Source organism: Saonia sp. (assembly GCF_056326165.1).
In genome coordinates, this window is record NZ_JBWFBN010000002.1 from 232,077 (window position 1) to 246,751 (window position 14,675).

18 protein-coding genes are annotated in these 14,675 nt (G+C 30.7%); 11 read left to right on the forward strand and 7 right to left on the reverse strand.

Features of this window, described 5'->3' with window-relative positions; all coding sequences use genetic code 11:
- The 3 genes from AC000W_RS03720 to AC000W_RS03730 are packed head-to-tail and all read right to left on the reverse strand — an operon-like array spanning position 1 to position 3,440.
- Positions 1-1,263, reverse strand: coding sequence for an ABC transporter permease (locus tag AC000W_RS03720; protein ID WP_474746133.1), 1,263 nt, complete (start codon positions 1,261-1,263; stop codon positions 1-3).
- On the reverse strand, positions 1,260-2,342 hold the full coding sequence (locus AC000W_RS03725; protein ID WP_474746135.1) for an efflux RND transporter periplasmic adaptor subunit: 1,083 nt from the start codon (positions 2,340-2,342) through the stop codon (positions 1,260-1,262). Before AC000W_RS03725 ends, AC000W_RS03720 begins: the two co-directional genes overlap by 4 nt.
- A gap of 6 nt (positions 2,343-2,348) precedes the next feature.
- Positions 2,349-3,440, reverse strand: coding sequence for a site-2 protease family protein (locus AC000W_RS03730; RefSeq protein WP_474746137.1), 1,092 nt, complete (start codon positions 3,438-3,440; stop codon positions 2,349-2,351).
- 217 nt (positions 3,441-3,657) lie between these two features.
- Here AC000W_RS03730 and AC000W_RS03735 point away from each other — a divergent pair, with 217 nt between their 5' ends.
- Positions 3,658-3,990, forward strand: a complete 333-nt coding sequence (locus tag AC000W_RS03735) for a DUF1801 domain-containing protein (RefSeq protein ID WP_474746139.1) — start codon at positions 3,658-3,660, stop codon at positions 3,988-3,990.
- 50 nt (positions 3,991-4,040) lie between these two features.
- Entirely contained in the window at positions 4,041-4,439 is a 399-nt protein-coding gene (locus AC000W_RS03740) for a DUF302 domain-containing protein (protein WP_474746141.1), read from the forward strand.
- A gap of 7 nt (positions 4,440-4,446) precedes the next feature.
- Here AC000W_RS03740 and AC000W_RS03745 read toward each other — a convergent pair whose 3' ends face one another.
- The gene (locus AC000W_RS03745) at positions 4,447-5,076 is read right to left on the reverse strand and encodes a WG repeat-containing protein (RefSeq protein ID WP_474746143.1); all 630 of its coding nucleotides are present in this window, start codon (positions 5,074-5,076) and stop codon (positions 4,447-4,449) included.
- Between the two features lie 19 nt (positions 5,077-5,095).
- The gene (locus AC000W_RS03750; RefSeq protein ID WP_474746145.1) at positions 5,096-5,548 is read right to left on the reverse strand and encodes a DUF2267 domain-containing protein; all 453 of its coding nucleotides are present in this window, start codon (positions 5,546-5,548) and stop codon (positions 5,096-5,098) included.
- 118 nt (positions 5,549-5,666) lie between these two features.
- Between AC000W_RS03750 and hpf the strand changes: the two genes are divergently transcribed.
- Together hpf and AC000W_RS03760 are read left to right on the forward strand one after the other, a co-directional pair.
- A complete protein-coding gene (gene hpf / locus AC000W_RS03755) occupies positions 5,667-5,975 on the forward strand; it encodes a ribosome hibernation-promoting factor, HPF/YfiA family (RefSeq protein ID WP_474746147.1) in 309 nt (102 codons plus the stop codon).
- Positions 5,968-6,789, forward strand: a complete 822-nt coding sequence (locus tag AC000W_RS03760) for a universal stress protein (protein ID WP_474746149.1) — start codon at positions 5,968-5,970, stop codon at positions 6,787-6,789. The genes hpf and AC000W_RS03760 overlap by 8 nt, the downstream gene beginning before the upstream one ends.
- On the opposite strand, the gene AC000W_RS03765 is transcribed toward AC000W_RS03760, so the two are convergent.
- On the reverse strand, positions 6,779-7,192 hold the full coding sequence (locus AC000W_RS03765) for a hypothetical protein (protein WP_474746151.1): 414 nt from the start codon (positions 7,190-7,192) through the stop codon (positions 6,779-6,781). The two genes, AC000W_RS03760 and AC000W_RS03765, sit on opposite strands and share 11 nt — an antisense overlap.
- Positions 7,193-7,278: 86 nt before the next feature.
- On the opposite strand from AC000W_RS03765, the gene AC000W_RS03770 reads away from it, so the two are divergent.
- From AC000W_RS03770 to AC000W_RS03795, 6 genes are all read left to right on the forward strand, one after another.
- The gene (locus AC000W_RS03770) at positions 7,279-8,517 is read left to right on the forward strand and encodes a PAS domain-containing sensor histidine kinase (protein WP_474746153.1); all 1,239 of its coding nucleotides are present in this window, start codon (positions 7,279-7,281) and stop codon (positions 8,515-8,517) included.
- The gene (locus tag AC000W_RS03775) at positions 8,514-9,563 is read left to right on the forward strand and encodes a response regulator (protein WP_474746155.1); all 1,050 of its coding nucleotides are present in this window, start codon (positions 8,514-8,516) and stop codon (positions 9,561-9,563) included. Before AC000W_RS03770 ends, AC000W_RS03775 begins: the two co-directional genes overlap by 4 nt.
- Before the next feature lie 96 nt (positions 9,564-9,659).
- Positions 9,660-10,505 carry a universal stress protein gene (locus AC000W_RS03780; RefSeq protein WP_474746157.1) on the forward strand — a complete coding sequence of 282 codons (846 nt, stop codon included), beginning with the start codon at positions 9,660-9,662 and terminating at the stop codon, positions 10,503-10,505.
- A gap of 83 nt (positions 10,506-10,588) precedes the next feature.
- Positions 10,589-11,431 (forward strand): universal stress protein, encoded by an 843-nt coding sequence (locus AC000W_RS03785; RefSeq protein WP_474746159.1) that lies wholly within the window; start codon positions 10,589-10,591, stop codon positions 11,429-11,431.
- Positions 11,432-11,449: 18 nt separating this feature from the next.
- Positions 11,450-12,298 carry a universal stress protein gene (locus AC000W_RS03790; protein WP_474746161.1) on the forward strand — a complete coding sequence of 283 codons (849 nt, stop codon included), beginning with the start codon at positions 11,450-11,452 and terminating at the stop codon, positions 12,296-12,298.
- A gap of 10 nt (positions 12,299-12,308) precedes the next feature.
- Entirely contained in the window at positions 12,309-13,160 is an 852-nt protein-coding gene (locus tag AC000W_RS03795; protein ID WP_474746163.1) for a universal stress protein, read from the forward strand.
- A gap of 4 nt (positions 13,161-13,164) precedes the next feature.
- Here the strand turns inward: AC000W_RS03795 and AC000W_RS03800 are convergent, their stop codons facing one another.
- A complete protein-coding gene (locus AC000W_RS03800; protein WP_474746165.1) occupies positions 13,165-13,437 on the reverse strand; it encodes a hypothetical protein in 273 nt (90 codons plus the stop codon).
- Between the two features lie 115 nt (positions 13,438-13,552).
- Between AC000W_RS03800 and AC000W_RS03805 the strand changes: the two genes are divergently transcribed.
- On the forward strand, positions 13,553-14,521 hold the full coding sequence (locus AC000W_RS03805) for an ROK family protein (protein ID WP_474746167.1): 969 nt from the start codon (positions 13,553-13,555) through the stop codon (positions 14,519-14,521).
- Positions 14,522-14,675 lie beyond the last annotated feature (154 nt).

Consider the following 14,675-nt stretch of genomic DNA (forward strand, 5'->3'; position numbering starts at 1 on the left):
TTAAGTTCCTCTTATGATTCGGACTGGATCTATTCGTCTTGCTTTATTGGAAGGTAGCCAACCAGCAATAAAGGTTGATATTAAGGCAAATGTTATTCCAATGATATAATAAAGTGGATTGTAGTTGATGGGGTAGGTGGTAATTGTTGGTAAAGCTTCGGTCTCAAAAGCTACATTATCTATTAGGTTGGAAAGCCCAAAACCTATCAATAGTCCTAGAATTCCACCAATGGCTCCTATTATCATAGCCTGACTCATAAAAATAAGTTGAACATCAGACCCGGAAAAACCTGTGGCTTTTAGAATAGCAATATCTTTCATCTTTTCATAGATGAGCATATTTAAAATGTTGTAGATTCCAAACCCTGCAACTATTAATAAGGTAATGGAAACTGCATAGGTAATCAAATTTCTAATATTGGAACCAGTTTCAAATTGCGCATTTGCTTCATTAACATCTGTCGCTTTTACCTTAAATTGTTTTTCTAGTCTATTTGCCATGTTTGGTGCTTGCACAATATCATATAGTTTTATATTGATATCCGTAACAAAATTTTGTGCAACTCCTTGAATTCGTTGTACTGTTTTTATATTGGCATAACTTTGAATATTGTCTATATCTGCAATTCCGCTTTGATAAATCCCTACAATTTTTAAAGGAAAAATATCACCTTTAATAGTACTTATTTGCACTCTATCTCCAACACCAAGTGACATTTTTTTTGCTAAACCGGAACCCAACAGAATGCCATTATCATTATTGTTTAAAGCTTCAGGACTACCTTTAATAATATAATCTTGAATACTGGATAATCGGACTTCTTCCATAATATCAATTCCAGTAAGACTACCGCCTAATTCAATAGATCCAGAGATATAGAATATCTGCGCTCTAATTTGGGGTGTTGCGCCTTTTACATTTTCTTTCTGTTTTAAATAGTTAAGAATAGGAAGGGCATTATGAATTTTTTGTTGACTCCTTTTAGGTTTTATGGAATGAATTACATTAAATGCATTTTCAAACTCCTCATGAAGTTCAATTGGTTGGGCAACTGATGGCTCTATCTCATTATATAAATGAATATGTGGCGTTTGGTTTAGAACTAAATCATCTAACATAGTATTTAATCCAGTCATAAAACTTACCAAGGTTATATAGGCCCCAATGCCAAAAGTTACACCAAGAGAAGCTGTAATTGTGGATTTAAGCTTAGTAACCAAATGTGTTTTGGCTATATTTAATATGACTTTCCAGTTTATCATTGTTCAGGTTTAATTATATATGTTCCTGAATCTAGTCCTTTTAAAACCTCCACATGTTCCAAATTTTCTAATCCCGTTTCAATTTCTACTTCCCCTTTTTCCGTTAAGACTTTATTTTCTCCAATAAGATATTCCTTGGGAATGGTCATAACATTTTCTTTTTGGGCAATAATAATATTAGCCTCACCAGATAGTCCTGGATATAATACTTCTGGAGGATTAATGAATACGGCTTCAACTTTAAAAGTTTGTGATCGTTCATCTTTCCTTGGGTAGATTTTATTGATTTTAGTTTCAAATACATGAGAATTATAAGCATCCAATGTAATCATGGCTATTTGGCCTACTTTAATTTTAATTACATCTACTTCATCTATCAACATTTCAAGAATAAAAATATCTTTAGAACCAACAGATGCTAGGGGTTCCATTGTGGTTACAATTTCTCCCGGATTTTTGAATAAGGCATAAACTCTACCATTAACTGTACTCATTACAGTAAAATCTTTGGTTAATATCTGTGAGCTTTCATAATTATTCTGCGCTTGCCTTAATTTTGCGGCTAGCTCCCTTTCTGTTCTAGTATAATTACTTTTTAAAAGCTTTAGGTTATTTTGAGACAGCTCATATGCTAACTTTCGGTTATCATATTCAACTTGAGAACCTATTTTTTGTTCCCAGAGATTTTTTTGCCTAAAAAAATTAATGGAATCATTGGTAAGTGTTAAAGAAGCGGCATTTATTTGATCTTGAAGGTCAACTAGTAAGGCTGAGCTACCTTGGTAATTGTCTCTTGCTAATTCTACTGTAACTCTTGCATTCTCGGCGGAAAGCTTTGGTGAGGTATTGACAATTTGTAAGATAGGAGAGCCTTTAAGAACATCATCTCCTTCTTCAACCAAGTTTGCATCTAGAATACCTGCAACAGCTGCATAAGCCAGGTATAAACTATCTGGTTGTACGGTTGCCGATGCATAGATGGATTGTGTAATTGACATTATCTCTGGCTTTATTTTTTCTTGCTTTGTACCACAAGAAATAACAAGACTCAAAAGAAGGATAATTTTAATTTTTGACATGAATACTTAAGGTTGAATTAATTTGGACTTAAATAATATAAATTCACTTATGTTGGTGAGGTCTATAGCCCCAACAAGTTTTTTGTTTTCGAGAACAGGGAAGAATCCATTTCTTTCATTTCCAAAAAGGTTAAATATTTTATTGATTTCTTCAGATGAATCTATAGTTCTAAAAGAGCTTTTCATTACATCTTGTACTTGCATCGTAGGTTGATTAGAATATTTAATGACATCCTTATTCAGTAACACTCCAACAATATTTTCACCATCCATTACTACAAAGTCTTTTTCTGTAGTATCCAAGACAAGACCAATGACTTCTTTCATAGTGTTACTTGGTTTTAGCAAACTAATTTTAGTCAACATAGCCTCTTTGGCCTTATATCCTTTTAATAGATCCTTCTGTTTTACCATTTGATATTCACCTTGTGCCCCAATAAAAATGAAGAGTGCTATTAAAATTAGAAAAGGATTAAATATAAAACCTAGAATAAAGAAGAATATTGATAAAAATTGGCCTAGGCTGGCGGCTATAGAAGTTGCTTTTACTCTATTCATTTTAAATGATAACAATGCCCTTAAAGCCCTTCCGCCATCCATAGGAAAGGCCGGTATTAAGTTAAAAAGTACAAGCATTACATTGGCCATCAAAAGATAGAATAGAAACACGTCTAGAGTAGATGTATTTAGAAGTGTTTCTAGATTAGTCACGTCAAGACTAAAAAATGTTCTTACAGGTACTATTAATGATAATAGAAATACAATAAATACATTAACTGCAGGGCCAGCAAGTGCTACAAGTAACTCTTGTTTTGGTTTTTCTGGCATTTTCTCCATCATTGCAACACCGCCAATAGGTAGTAGCGTTATTTTTTTTGTGTTTATTTTGAACCTCCTTGCCATTTGTGCATGTCCAAGTTCATGTAAGACAACACATAGAAATAGGACAAGGACAAAAGCAATACTTAATAGTGCACTATTTAAGGTTCCGCCTCTCTGAAAATCTAAATAGGCAATCCATATGAGAAGTAAAGAAAAAGTCCAGTGAATCTCAATCCCAATCCTAGAAATACTCCCTAATTTCAACACTCCTTTCATATAAAATTATTTTTAGTGAAAATATTCAGTAAATAGGTTTTTGACTATGACAATTATCATATATGTTGTGTAACAAACATATTATTTTTAAGTATTACGAAGAGTATGTTAGAGAAAGGCTAAAGTGTTTTATATATTATTTAATGACTTTGTATATACAGAAATCATAATCAATAGTATTTAAAACTAAAAGTGAATTGATAAAAGGATTTTTTAAATGAAAGAAAAAAAAGTTGATGAATATATAGAAAAGCAAAAATCTCCTCAAAAAGAGATTTGCGGTAAATTGAGAGATATTATTTTCAAAACATTTCCCAATATAAAAGAGGAAATGAAATGGGGTGTTCCATCATATGCTGAAGGAAAATATTATTTGGTTGCGCTAAAAACCCATGTCAACTTGGGTTTTTCTATTAAAAATCTATCAAAAGAAGAAATAGCCTTATTTGAAGGTAAGGGAAAGACTATGAGAATTATTGAGGTAAAATCTGAAAAAGAAATTGATGTGGATAAAATTGTTAAACTATTAAAACTAATTTGGGAGAAATAATTTTGTTAAAAAATAGATTTATACGAATTAATTAATAATACACAGATAAGATGAATTACTATTATACAAATATTTTGAATAATGTGTCTTTTAATGATGCAATAGAAAAAGTTACTTTAGAATTAAAAAAAGAAGGGTTTGGAGTATTAACCCAAATTGATATTAAAGAAACCTTGAAAAAGAAATTGGATGTTGATTTTTATAACTATATAATTCTTGGAGCCTGTAATCCAAATTTTGCTTACAAAGCATTATGTGCAGAGGATAAAATAGGGGCAATGCTTCCATGTAATATAATTGTTCAAGAAAGAGAAAAAGAAACAGTTGAAGTATCCGCTGTAAACCCAATAGCGTCTATGCAAGCCATTAAAAATTCTTCCTTGATTAATATTGCCAGTGATGTAAATGAAAAACTTAAAAGGGTAATAAAAAACTTGAAGTCGTTTTAAATAAAGTTTAAAGCTCTAATTTTTTTATTTCCCAATTCATATCATTTGATTGAATTGCAATCAAATTTTTAGCAATCATTTTTGACCTTATTTTGGGAACTTCATATCTTTTTCTAACCATTTGGATATTATCCCTTCTGGCCAGAAATTCAACAATTTCACCAGATGTGTCTATGAGGACTTCATGAAATTTATACTCATAAATCTTAAGATTGAATTCATTGTTCCCCCTAAACACTTTTTCATAATAAATACCAGTTGCATATCCGTTTTTAAATGAAGAAACATTTAAAAACTTTGGCTCAATGACTTGCTCTCCTTTGGAGTTGATAAATCCATAATGAGGAATGTTTTCCACTATTTTTTTTATGATACAAAGACCATTCTTAAAAAGGGGGTATTTAGTCGTATTAATTCCAATACCTGTTGATTTTGCATCCTTGTTCCAATGTAAATCGTCTCTATAATCGATTATCAAGGCACCTTCTTCATTTACAAACCCCCAAGTATTATCTTGTCTTACGGCTGCCATACCTTCACTAAAAGGAGCTATTTCATCAATTTCAGCAATGGTTTGAGCCGAAACCAGTGCGGATATGCTAATAAATAGTAATGCTATAAACAGTTTTGTTTTCATGTTTTTTAATTTTTGTTTTCTAAAAAAGAACATTGTAATAAATTATATGTTTTAATTCTTTTGGAAGGTTATCCATAATATCTTCCATTTCTCCATGCGAAATATATTTTCTTAAAAAAATAAAAGTTGTTTTAATATATCGTTCGGCGACCTCATCATTATATTCAAAATCATTCACAGCTGCTGCACCATCATGATGTCTCACTAAATCTAAAAATTCGGCAAGGTGTTTAATTTTAATCTTTTTCTTTTTGGAACTCCACCCATGTACATAAAGAGCTTTTATGAACATAGGAAGTTGCGAAATAAATTGTAATGATTCCTGCATGGGAATAATATCTCTAAGTGCATGTAAAGTAGAAACAAGTATGCGCCCTGCTTTTTCTGTATCGTCTCCGAGTGTCAATTCATAAGTATAGTCCTTTATAAATTTGTTTCCCTCTGAAGCGTATTGATTAAAATTTATTGCCATGATGTAATATTTTAATTAAGTATAAAAGTGAAAAATATATTGATGACTTAAAATGATATTGGTCATGTTCTACATTTTATTTCTCAGTTAAATTTGGCTAATAGATAAAACAAATATTATGACAGTCAATATTCAGTATGTACATATGCCAACAAGTGAATCATTAAGTACTATAATTAATAACAAGCTTCAAAAGCTGGCAAAGAAATATAATTGGGTTATTAAGACGGAAGTATTCTTGAAATTGGAAAAAGACCCTTCTGGGAAGGGTAAAATTTGCGAAATGGAAGTTAGTGCGCCTGGACCAAGAATTTTTGCTAAATCAGATGAGGACGATTTTGAAAAGGCGGTAGTTGCCACAATTCATGATTTGGATAGACAACTTAGAAAACGTAAAGAAATATTTCAAAAGCATCATAATGAATAATATCTTGGTACCTGTTGACTTTTCTGAATATTCTGAATATGCTTTGGAAATAGCATGTTGTATTGCGAAAGAAAAAAAAGTATCAATTATTGTAATTCATATGATGGGGCTTTCGGAGGCAGTATATGCCAAAAATGAAGCACAAGAATATGAAGAGGCCATGTATTATATGAAACTATCCAAAAAACGTTTCAAAGATTTTTTAAATAAACCCTATACAAAAGGAATTAAAATCACTGAAATAGTACAGAATTATAAAGATTTTAATGAACTTAATTATGTGGCTAAAGAGCAAAAGATTGATTTAATTGTAATGGGTTCACATGGAACCAAAGGATTTAAAGAGGACTTTGTTGGATCTAATACAGAAAAGGTAGTTAGAACTTCAGAAGTTCCTGTTTTGGTAATTAAAGTCCCGAATCATAATTTTAAAATAAATAAAATTGTTTTTGCTACAGATTTAAAAAAGGAAAGTATTAATGCTTTAAAAAAAGCCAACAATATAGCCGCTTTTTTTTCAGCTGAATTGGAAATTCTATATGTAAATACTCCTGGGAATCAATTTTTAAATACTTTTGAAATACAAAAGCGAATAACTAGATTTAAGGGTAAGATAAAACCAAATTTAAATGTGGCTATTTATGATGATTATAATGTGGAGGATGGTATTTTAAATTTTAGTGATAATAATAATGTGGATGTTATTGCAATTGCAACCCATGGACGTAAAGGTCTTTCCTATTTTTTCTCAAGAAGTATTGGGGAGGATTTAGCTAATCATGCCATTTTGCCTTTGATGACATTTAAAATATAGTTTTATCCATAAGCAATTGTAATTTCCCCAACATAATTAATTCAGATTTATTTTTACCTGCAAATGCATTAGCAATGGAATGCGCTGTATGTAGAACCAATTTTTTTATTTCTGGTGTAAATATACTTTTATGTTCCTTATAAAAATCTGAAAATTCTCTATAATAAGCATCCCCATCTTTTTCATATTCTTGGAGCCAATCAAAAACTGTTTCTATTTGGAATGCAGCATCTGTACCATATTCATCTTCTATTTCATCAATGTCTAACCATTTTTCCCTTATTATAGTTTTTAATTTATCTATTTCTTTACTATGGATACTTTTATCTGCTATTGCTACTGAGTAAAATGCTTTACCAAGATTTTGGTACATTTCGTTTTTAATTTTTTTTGAATAATTCATATTCCTTTTTTTATATTGATAAATGTATAAGGTATTTATAGTAGTAAAAATGACATTAATCATTTATTACTTTTTAACTTTAAAGCATGAAGGTTTTTGAGAAAAATAGTAATGTATTCAAGTTACTTTCTGAAGCTGTTTCAGAAGGAATAATTGTTGTTAATAAGAAACAAATAATAGTTGCTTCAAATGAAGCTGCAAATGAAATGTTTGGCTATAGTAGGGGAGACCTCATTGGGAAACCTTTGAATATTTTAATACCTCCTAAATATCACCCTGAGCATGGAAACCATTTTAATGGTTTTATGAAAGGAACTGGTAAACGGCAGATGGGGCAAGGTATAGACCTTTATGGAATACGAAAAAGCAAAGAGCAATTTCATGTAGAAGTTGGGTTAAATCCTTTTGAGATTTATGGAAATACATATGTCATGGCGCTTGTCATAGATGTCACAGAAAGAAAGAAATATGAATTAGAGATAAAGGAATTAAATGTAAATCTTGAAAATAAAATAAAAATTAGAACCAAAGAGCTGGAGAAAACAATCAATAAATTAACAACTGAAGTATTATTAAGAAAAGAAGCAGAAAAGAAAGCAAAAGATGCATTGAAGAAAGAAAAGGAGTTAAGCGATTTAAAAACTAAATTTCTTTCTTTGGTTTCTCATGAGTTTAAAACCCCTTTGAGTAGTATTCTAACATCTATTACACTCCTTTCTAAATATACACTGACTGAACAGCAAGAAAAACGTAATAAACATGTTACTACAATTAAAAATAAGGTAAAGTATTTGGACAATATTTTAAACGATTTTTTATCGGTAGAACGTTTAGAATCTGGAAAAGTAAATTACAAAGTGGAATTATTTCCTTTGAGTAAGTTAGTGAATGAGGTAATTTATAATGCCAACATGCTTTTAAAAACTGGGCAACAAATTTTGTATCCATCCAATATTGATGAAATTACAATTGAATTTGATGAGAAAATTTTAGAATTGATTTTATCTAACCTTGTCCATAATGCTATAAAATATTCTCCAGAAAATTCAATTATTGATTTACAAGTAAGTAAAGACAAAGAACATATTAAAATTAGCATAATAGATAAGGGTATAGGAATTCCAAAAGAAGACCAAAAATTTATTTTTAATCGTTATTTTAGAGCAACAAATGCTTTACTTACACATGGTACTGGAATAGGATTAAATATAGCCAAAGGGCATTTGGAAAATTTGGGAGGTAATATTACTTTTAAAAGCACTGATGGAATTGGAACAGAATTCACAATATGTATACCGCTAAATAATAGTAAACTACATCAATGAAAAAAATTTTACTAATAGAGGATGATATGTCATTGAGGGAGAACACCTCTGAATTGCTAGAACTGTCAGGATATGAAGTGGTTACAGCTCCGAATGGTAGATTGGGCGTGAATTTGGCTAAAGAATACACCCCACATATTATAGTTTGTGATATTATGATGCCCGAAATGGACGGTTATGAAGTGCTAAAGGAATTAGCATCATATGAAAGTACTAAACATATTCCATTTATTTTTTTATCAGCAAAGACAGAACGTAAGGAAATAAGAATGGGAATGGACATGGGTGCCGATGATTATTTGACTAAACCTTTTGAAGAAGAGGATTTAATTAGTGCTATTGAAAGTAGACTTGCAAAAGCACAACTTATTGCTTATATAAGTGAAAATAAAAGTAAGATTTCCTCATCAAAAGAACAAATACGCACTTTAAATGAGTTAAAAAATTTCTTTGATGATACTGGTGATATATCTACATTTAAAAAAGATGATATTATATATAGTGAAGGTAATCATTCCAATAAAATATACCTGATACTTGCAGGAGCAGTAAAGTGCCATAAAATGGATGAAGATGGTAAAGAGCTAACGACTTCCTTACATCCTGAAGATGATTTTTTAGGTTTTACTTCGTTTTTTGAAAATATTCCTTACCAAGAATCTGCAACTGCAGTGGAGAATGTAAAGCTTGCTGGTGTCTCAAAAGAAGTTTTAAAGAATATTTTGGAGGAAAACCACACAATTTCTTTACAGTTGATGGAGCTTTTATCTGAAAACATATCAAACATAAAGGAGCAGTTATTACATATGGCTTATAGCTCTGTTAGAAAGAAAACCGCTCAAACACTTCTACAGTTTGCAGAAATATTAAATAAAAACCCAAATGAAGCCATTAAAGTTTCTAGAAGTGATTTAGCAAGTGTAGCAGGTATAGCAACTGAAAGTCTTATAAGAACACTTTCTGGGTTTAAAAAAGATGGATTTATAACAATAGAAGGTAGAAATATCAGAATTTTGGAGCTTCAATCTCTTAAACATGTTGTATAGATACTTTTATAGGAATTACATTTCTAATAAGTATGACATTTGTCATTTTTTAAAAATGTAAGTAAATATAAATTTGCAACGATAGTATCTAGTGCAATGATAAATATTTTAATTCCCACAGATTTTTCCAATAATGCTTGGAATGCATTAAAGTATTCTCAACAATTATATAAGAATGAGAACTGCAATTTCTACCTGTTACATATTAGTGATTATTTAGATACCTCTGAAGTACCTATTTCTATTGAACACCGGGAGAAAATAGAGGAGGAACATACTATTCCAATAAAAAAAAAGCTAAATGATTTTTTAAAATTGGTCGAAGCAACATATACAAACAAAAAGCATAAATATTTTGTTATACATGACCATGCCTTCTTCATTGAGTCTATTAGGAAACACATTTTAGAAAAGAAAATCAACCTAATTGTAATGGGGACAAAAGGTGCTTCTGGTCTAAGAAAAAATATAATAGGGAGTAATTCTGGGGATGTGATTACTAAAATACAGTGCAATGCGCTTATTATTCCAGAAGGAGTAGATTATAAAAAACCAGAAGAAATAGCTTTTTCAACTGATTATAATATTTTTTATTCTCATAAGATTTTGGATGCTATTTCTGGTATTTTGCATATAAATAATGGGAATTTAAGGGTGATGAATGTTTCCAAAATAAAAGCGGAACTAACCCAAGCCCAGAAAAAAAACAAAGAATATTTGTATGATTTTTTGCACGAAAAATTCCCTAATAAGATTAGTTTTCATACCATTACCAATAAAAAAGTTACTTCCGCGATACAGTGTTTTGTTGAAAGTAGAGAGGTGGATATGATTATTATGGTAGCAAAAAATCTAAATTTTCTCCAACAAATATTGTTTGACACTTTAGTTGAGAAAGTAAGCTTTCATACAACTATACCTCTTTTTGTAATCCACGAATAGCATTTTGTTTAACATTGTTGAACTGACAATTATCATAGTAGCATCAAGTTCTTAAGCATATTTTTGAATAAAGAATAAGATGTATGAGAACAGTATTGATTCCAACAGATTTTTCAAAAAATGCAATGCATGCCATAGAATATGCCCTGAAGCTATATAAATGCGAAAGGACCAATTTCTATTTTTTACATTCATATGGAGATGAGGTGTATGGTTTATTTAAGAATAGTGATATTTCCATTGAAGAGCATAAGGAAAAAGCTAAGCAAGAATCCAACAAAAAGCTAAACACTATTTTAAATAAAATTAATGATCCGGTTAAAAATCCGAAACATCAATATGAAACAATATCATCTTTTGATTCCCTTGTGGACACGGTAAATGATTTTGTAAATCAAATAAATATAGATGTTGTCGTAATGGGAACCAAAGGACAAACATCAAATAAGAATGTCACTTTTGGCAGTCAAACGGTTCAAGTCTTTAAATATGTACAGTGCCCTGTTTTGGCAATTCCCTATGATTTTGACTACAGGAATCCTAAAAAAGTTCTTTTCCCTTCAGATTATATGCTGCCCTATAAAAGAAGAGAGCTAAAACTGCTAAATGATTTGGCTTGCGAATATAAATTTGAGCTTCATTCTCTTTACATTTCAGATTTTGATGTCTTGAACAATAGACAATTGGACAATAAACTTTTTTTAAAAGAGTCCCTTTACAAGGCTCGTCTTTGTTTTGAAACAACTAAAGTGAAAAATAAAGCTGATGCAATTCTTGAGTATGTTAAAGAAAAAGATATTGATATGTTGGTAATGGTAAATTCCAGACACTCTTTTGTAGAAGATATGTTATACCGATCTACAGTTGATGAAATTGGCCTTAAAATAAAAATCCCCTTTTTAGTAATGCAAAACTTGCCCAGATAACTTAAAATCAGTTAAAAAATGAAGCACATTCTATTACCAACAGATTTTTCAAAGAATGCATGGAATGCCATTTTTACTACATTAAAATTATACTCAGATGTAATATGCACATTTTATTTATTAAATGTATATGAACCCAGGACCAAAAATATTCTTGGTAGTAAGAGCTCCATAAGAGCGGGAATGGTATATGAATCCATGCAAGAAAATTCACAAAAAGAACTAGGGAAGATACTGGGTTATATAAATGAGCACTACATTAATGCCAATCATTCTTTTGAGATTGTTTCACGGCATGGGTATTTAGAAAATGTGATTAAGGATTTGGTACAAAAAAATGATTTGGACATAATCGTTATGGGCACTAAGGGAGCAACAGGGGCAAAAAAGGTATTCATGGGCAGTAATGCCGTCAAAACTATTAAAACGGTAAATAACTGTCCCATTCTTGTAGTTCCTGGCTCTTTTAATTTTTTAGCTCTTAAAACCATTGTACTGCCTTCTGAGTATTCACATTTTTTTCCAAAAAATTGCTTTTCGGAATTAGTGGAATTGGCCAAATTATGGCAATCCAAAGTTTTAATTTTTCATGTGGCCCAAGAATTTAAGCTAAATGATGATCAACAAGTCAATATAAGAATAATGAAACAAAGGTTAAGAGACTTGGATTATTCTTTTCATAAGGTAAACATTAAGTCTACTGTAGCAAAAGCTGTTTCTGCTTATTGTGATGAAAGGAAAGCGGATATGATTGTATTAATTCATTATGAACACACTTTTATGGAAAAGTTGACTCAAGAGCCAGTAGTTGCAAAAGTTGGTTTTAACACAAAAATTCCTTTATTGGTATTGCCAGAACGTAATTGAAAAATAAATTATGAAAAGAATTTTATTGCCAACAGATTTTTCTAAAAATTCATGGAATGCCATTGAGTATGCTATTAGTTTTTTTAAAAATGAAGAATGTATATTTTATATTTTACATGCTTACCATACAAGCGCATCAAATTTAATTGGTAGGATAAATAAGGAACGGGATACTCGTTTATTTAAATCAATAAAAAGTGAAGCATTAAGAGATTTGGAAGATGTTTTAAAAAGAATTAAACAAAAATGTAATACTAAAAAGCATCAAATTGAAACAATGGCCATAGCTGATTCTTTACTTAATGCAATAGGTAGGATAGTTATAGAAAAAGGTATTGATTATATTATTATGGGTACCAAAGGTGCTACTGGTTTAAAAAAAGTTTTCCTTGGAAGTAATACTACGAAGGTTATAAAAGAGATAGATTTTTGCACATTAATAGCTGTTCCAGAGGACTATGTGTTCAACAACATAGACAAAATTATTTTTCCAACTGGGTACGAACATATATATGAAAAATATGAGTTGTTACCAATAATTAATATATCAAAAATATGGAAGTCTAAAATTGTGGTTGCTCATGTGAAAATAAATGAACCATTAAGTTCTCAACAGATAAAAGCTAAAGAGGTTTTGGAAGAAAAATTAAAACATGTGCCCTACCAAATGATTGAAGTAAATTATATATCAAAAATCTCACAATCAATAAATAAAATGGTTGATGAAAGTGAAGAAGTAGGAATGGTTGCTATCTTGGAATATTGGCATGGTTTTATTGAAAAGCTTACGCATGAAAATGTTGTAAATAAAATGGCTTTTGACACCAAAGTACCATTACTTGTCTCACATTTAGTAGATTAGAATTTTAAGCAAAAGATTCTATTAAAATTCTGGAATGAAATTCATTTTCATTGGAACATATATCTTTAGTTTGGAGACTATATATGGGAAACCCAATATTTTTTAATTCTTTTTTTACTTTTTCTATAGCTTTTAATGAACTATGTAAAAAAGTAATTGCATTATCATTTTCATCCAAGTCTATTATTCTAATGTCCATTATTCTACTCAGGTTTCTCAAAATGATTGTTTTGCAATCTGGAGAAGTGAAATTTTTAAGTTTAGCGTATGTTCTCATAATATGATTTTGTTTAAAGGTATATCAATGAACTTATCCGTAAAATGACTTATGTCATTCCTAAGTTTATTGTTCTTTAGTCTCTTTGTGTAACTATTACTAATAATAAATATAAATGAAAGCGGAATTAGATTATGTTTTGGGAATAGATATAGGAGGCACATACACTAAAATTGGTTTAGTTAATCAAAAGGGTGACATTTTAACCAATAGCTTTTTTGATACCCATGCCCAATCGTCTTTTTCTCTATTTCTAAAAAAACTAAAAAGTGAGATCCTCAATATTCAGTCTACACTCGTTAAGGACCAGAAAATATTAGCCATAGGTGTTGGTGCACCCAATGCAAATTTCAATACCGGACAAATGGAGTTTCCTCCAAATTTTAAGTGGGGGGACTATATTCCAATTGCAGATAGTATAAAAAAAATTCTGAATTTACCACTTACAATTACAAATGATGCCAATGCTGCTGCATTGGGAGAAATGCATTTTGGTATGGCCAAAGGGATGAAAGATTTTGTAGTACTCACTTTGGGAACTGGTTTGGGAAGTGGATTGGTAAGTCATGGAATGCTAATTACTGGGGCAAACGGTATGGCTGGGGAATTGGGCCATGTAAATGTTTTTCCAAATGGAAGGCAATGTAACTGTGGCCTGAAAGGATGTCTGGAAACATATGCTTCCGTAACGGGTATGAAGCGAACAATTTTTGAGCTCATCTCCCAAATGAACGTTGAATCATCATTGAAAAATATGAGTTTTAATGAATTGTCCGGAGAAAAAATATCAGAAGCTGCCCACAATGGAGATGTTATTGCGCTTAAGGCTTTTGATTATACTGGAAAAATTTTAGGAAGAAAAATGGCAGACACGGCAGCGCATATAGACCCAGAAGCGTTTATTCTTGCTGGAGGATTGAGCCAAGCTGGGGAAATACTTTTAAAGCCTGTTGTTTCTGCTCTAGAAGAAAATCTCTTTAACGCCTTTAAGAAAAAAATCAAAGTTTTGATATCTACATCCCCAAGTTCACATGCGGTACTGGGACCAGCTGCACTTGCATGGGAGAGTATTGGCTATAATTAGTTGAACAATTTATTTTTTTATAAAAATACGTTTTAAATGACCTAAGTCATTGTCGTATTTATATAAATCAAATTACTTTATATAAAAATCAAGGTCATGTTATTAACTATTGTTTTAGGCCTCATTATAGTTACAATCCTGTACTTCTTGTTTA

What these genes read in the sequence shown, in the direction of transcription:
- AC000W_RS03720 (WP_474746133.1), bottom strand. Translation starts at nt 1,263, where the DNA reads ATGATAAACTGGAAAGTCATATTAAATATAGCCAAAACACATTTGGTT.
- AC000W_RS03725 (WP_474746135.1), bottom strand. Translation starts at nt 2,342, where the DNA reads ATGTCAAAAATTAAAATTATCCTTCTTTTGAGTCTTGTTATTTCTTGT.
- AC000W_RS03730 (WP_474746137.1), bottom strand. Translation starts at nt 3,440, where the DNA reads ATGAAAGGAGTGTTGAAATTAGGGAGTATTTCTAGGATTGGGATTGAG.
- AC000W_RS03735 (WP_474746139.1), top strand. Translation starts at nt 3,658, where the DNA reads ATGAAAGAAAAAAAAGTTGATGAATATATAGAAAAGCAAAAATCTCCT.
- AC000W_RS03740 (WP_474746141.1), top strand. Translation starts at nt 4,041, where the DNA reads ATGAATTACTATTATACAAATATTTTGAATAATGTGTCTTTTAATGAT.
- AC000W_RS03745 (WP_474746143.1), bottom strand. Translation starts at nt 5,076, where the DNA reads ATGAAAACAAAACTGTTTATAGCATTACTATTTATTAGCATATCCGCA.
- AC000W_RS03750 (WP_474746145.1), bottom strand. Translation starts at nt 5,548, where the DNA reads ATGGCAATAAATTTTAATCAATACGCTTCAGAGGGAAACAAATTTATA.
- hpf (WP_474746147.1), top strand. Translation starts at nt 5,667, where the DNA reads ATGACAGTCAATATTCAGTATGTACATATGCCAACAAGTGAATCATTA.
- AC000W_RS03760 (WP_474746149.1), top strand. Translation starts at nt 5,968, where the DNA reads ATGAATAATATCTTGGTACCTGTTGACTTTTCTGAATATTCTGAATAT.
- AC000W_RS03765 (WP_474746151.1), bottom strand. Translation starts at nt 7,192, where the DNA reads ATGAATTATTCAAAAAAAATTAAAAACGAAATGTACCAAAATCTTGGT.
- AC000W_RS03770 (WP_474746153.1), top strand. Translation starts at nt 7,279, where the DNA reads ATGAAGGTTTTTGAGAAAAATAGTAATGTATTCAAGTTACTTTCTGAA.
- AC000W_RS03775 (WP_474746155.1), top strand. Translation starts at nt 8,514, where the DNA reads ATGAAAAAAATTTTACTAATAGAGGATGATATGTCATTGAGGGAGAAC.
- AC000W_RS03780 (WP_474746157.1), top strand. Translation starts at nt 9,660, where the DNA reads ATGATAAATATTTTAATTCCCACAGATTTTTCCAATAATGCTTGGAAT.
- AC000W_RS03785 (WP_474746159.1), top strand. Translation starts at nt 10,589, where the DNA reads ATGAGAACAGTATTGATTCCAACAGATTTTTCAAAAAATGCAATGCAT.
- AC000W_RS03790 (WP_474746161.1), top strand. Translation starts at nt 11,450, where the DNA reads ATGAAGCACATTCTATTACCAACAGATTTTTCAAAGAATGCATGGAAT.
- AC000W_RS03795 (WP_474746163.1), top strand. Translation starts at nt 12,309, where the DNA reads ATGAAAAGAATTTTATTGCCAACAGATTTTTCTAAAAATTCATGGAAT.
- AC000W_RS03800 (WP_474746165.1), bottom strand. Translation starts at nt 13,437, where the DNA reads ATGAGAACATACGCTAAACTTAAAAATTTCACTTCTCCAGATTGCAAA.
- AC000W_RS03805 (WP_474746167.1), top strand. Translation starts at nt 13,553, where the DNA reads ATGAAAGCGGAATTAGATTATGTTTTGGGAATAGATATAGGAGGCACA.